Genomic DNA, 2,709 nt, shown 5'->3' with positions numbered 1-2,709 from the left:
AGTTATTGCATTAATTGGCGAGAATAGCTATTCTCGCACTTTAATAGAACTTAAATAAGAATGAAAAACAACGCGTTTCTAATTGGCTTTATAATGATAATACTATTGGGTGCTTGCGATTCCAATACCATTATTGATAAAAATGTCAATATTAACAACAAAGAATGGCTCCATTCTGATAAACCAAGCTTTAACATACATATTTCAGATATCTCTAAAAAATATGACCTTTGGTTAAATGTTCGACACACGGCAAAATACCCTTATTCTAACCTTTTTGTTTTAGTACATGAAAAAGGTCCCAAAACTAAAGAATACAGCTATAGAAAAGCGCTCAAATTAGCAGAAGCTGATGGAAAATGGACAGGAAAAAGCGCAGGTTCTTTATATACGCAGCGTAGCCTTATTCATCAAAATTATACGTTCCCAGATACCGGTATTTACCAATTCACTTTTGAACAGAATATGCGCGACAATCCGCTTGTAGAAATAAGTGACGTTGGATTAAATATTATGAGCAAATAAAATGAATTTTCTTCGATTACTATTATTCCCTTTTGCAATACTATACGGATTTATCATCTGGATCAGAAATCGATTATTTGACCTCCAGATACTAAAATCTAAAACTTATTCCATACCGACTATCGTTGTTGGCAACCTTGCCATTGGAGGTACAGGAAAGAGTCCTATGACGGAGTTTATTATTAAAATCCTTAAAGATAAAAGATGTATCGCTACCTTGAGTCGGGGATATGGACGTAAAACCAAAGGTTTTAAATATGTTACCGTCTCTTCAACTGCTGATGAAGTAGGTGACGAACCTTTACAATTCAAAAATAAATTTTCAGATATTACAGTTGCTGTTTGTGAAGACAGATGCTTAGGGGTTGAAACATTAATGGATAATCATGATGTTATTATTCTAGATGATGCTTTTCAGCACCGTAAGCTAAAACCTACATTTTCAATACTCTTATTCGACTATCATTCTTGCCTCAATCCCATGTTTGTACTTCCCATGGGTAATTTTAGAGATCTTCCGGGAGAATCTAACGCGCAGATCTGATTATGGTTACAAAAACTCCTGCTTCAGTTACGTTTCAAGAGAAAGCAATTATTAAAAGAAAACTAGAACGTAAAAGTGGTCTTTCAAATATTTTTTTCACTTCCATACACTACGGTGAGCTAGTATATCTGAATACAAATAGGATTGAAATGAACGCCAATACGACAGTATTATTACTTACAGGTATAGCGAACCCAAAACCTTTATTAGATTACCTTACAGGGCTTGTAAAAGGTATAGAGCATCTTGGTTTCTCTGATCACCATGCCTATACATCAAATGATATATTGACAGTCAAACAGAAGTTTAATCAGATCAAAAATCCTTCTAAATTAATTATAACTACAGAAAAGGATGCACAAAGAATCCGTACTCCTGAATACTTAGCTTTAGTAGAGAGCTTACCTATAGCTTACATTCCCATCGAAATAGCATTTGAAGATCAGGAATATCGAAATATTATTGAACAACAACTTCTATCTATCTGTGACAGAAGTGTTAATGAATCTTAAATTTTCACATCACTTAAACTTTACTAAATATCATTTGTCTTCTTATTGGCGACTAAACTAGTTGACATAAAAAATAAGTAAACTAATAAAATGATATGAAAAATTTAAAATCAAGTTTAATGGGAGCTTTTATGTTATTGGCTGTAACAGCTATGGCACAAGAAAGACAACGTAATGGTGGTCAGCAGCGATCTCCTGAAGACCAAGCTAAAAATATGGTAGAAAGATTAGATAAGCAATTAAAATTATCACAAAATCAAAAAGATTCAATCTATGTATATAGCTTGGAACTGTCCAAAAAGCAACAAGATATTTTTAAGAATACAGATGACCGTAAAGCAGCTTTCGAAAAATTGCAACCTCTTCGTTCTTCAACCGACGTAAAAATCAAATCATTTTTAAATGCTGAACAAAGTAAATCTTACGACGCATTACAAAAAGAAATGCTAGAACGTAGGCAACAAAGACAAAAATCAAACTAATTTGATTATAATTATTGACAAAAGGTTCAACTGTGAAGTTGAACCTTTTTTTTATTAAAAACTGATTTTCAATAATTTAAAACGTTAATTTTGTTAAAATTTTGTTAAAGTAACAGATTTGATACAATAAAAAGCAGTAGTTTTTAGTTTTAGTAGTAGAATTTAAGAATTGAATATTTACACTAAAAATAACAGTCATGAAAAAATTATTTTTAACAGGGATCGGGTTTTTATTAGCACTCAGTTTAACATTTGCCCAACAAGCTAGTCCAGAAGAAACAGCTACTCAGGTAACGACGGAATTAACGCAAAAATTAAGTTTAACAGACGAGCAGAAAACTGCCGCTTATACAATTACGCTAGATCAGGCAAAAGCTGAGGCTGCTTTACTGCAGGATACTACGGCTACTAAAGAAGTATTAACAGAACAATTTACTAAATTACAAGCTGATGCAGATGCAAAGGTTGATGCATTACTAACAGAGGATCAAAAAGAATTATTCAAAAAAGTGGTGGCAGAAAGACCTGCTAAAGTTATTCCAGAAGTAGCACCTAAGCCGGTCAAGGAAGAGCAAAAAGAAAATACAGAAGAAACAACACAATAGTATAAGAGCTTGTTCATAAACATTATCCAATTTGGATAAAA

General features: G+C 32.6%; 5 protein-coding genes. All 5 read left to right on the top strand.

From position 1 onward, the window contains the following. The first annotated feature begins 60 nt into the window (after positions 1 to 60). Positions 61 to 525 (top strand): gliding motility lipoprotein GldH, encoded by a 465-nt coding sequence (locus L950_RS24820; RefSeq protein WP_031289192.1) that lies wholly within the window; start codon positions 61 to 63, stop codon positions 523 to 525. 1 nt (position 526) lies between these two features. Further along, positions 527 to 1,069: a tetraacyldisaccharide 4'-kinase gene (lpxK, locus tag L950_RS36075; protein ID WP_021191451.1), complete on the top strand. Its 543-nt coding sequence runs from the start codon at positions 527 to 529 to the stop codon at positions 1,067 to 1,069. 2 nt (positions 1,070 to 1,071) lie between these two features. Next, positions 1,072 to 1,581, top strand: coding sequence for a tetraacyldisaccharide 4'-kinase (locus L950_RS36070; RefSeq protein WP_021191450.1), 510 nt, complete (start codon positions 1,072 to 1,074; stop codon positions 1,579 to 1,581). A gap of 95 nt (positions 1,582 to 1,676) precedes the next feature. Then, positions 1,677 to 2,063, top strand: a complete 387-nt coding sequence (locus L950_RS24810; RefSeq protein ID WP_031289190.1) for a hypothetical protein — start codon at positions 1,677 to 1,679, stop codon at positions 2,061 to 2,063. 197 nt (positions 2,064 to 2,260) lie between these two features. Further along, positions 2,261 to 2,668 (top strand): hypothetical protein, encoded by a 408-nt coding sequence (locus L950_RS24805; RefSeq protein WP_021191448.1) that lies wholly within the window; start codon positions 2,261 to 2,263, stop codon positions 2,666 to 2,668. Positions 2,669 to 2,709: the final 41 nt, after the last annotated feature.

It is taken from the genome of Sphingobacterium sp. IITKGP-BTPF85 (genome assembly GCF_001006065.1).
Lineage (GTDB): Bacteria > Bacteroidota > Bacteroidia > Sphingobacteriales > Sphingobacteriaceae > Sphingobacterium > Sphingobacterium anhuiense.
The sequence above is the reverse complement of the archived record's forward strand: the minus strand, read 5'-3'. Positions and strand labels throughout refer to the sequence as shown.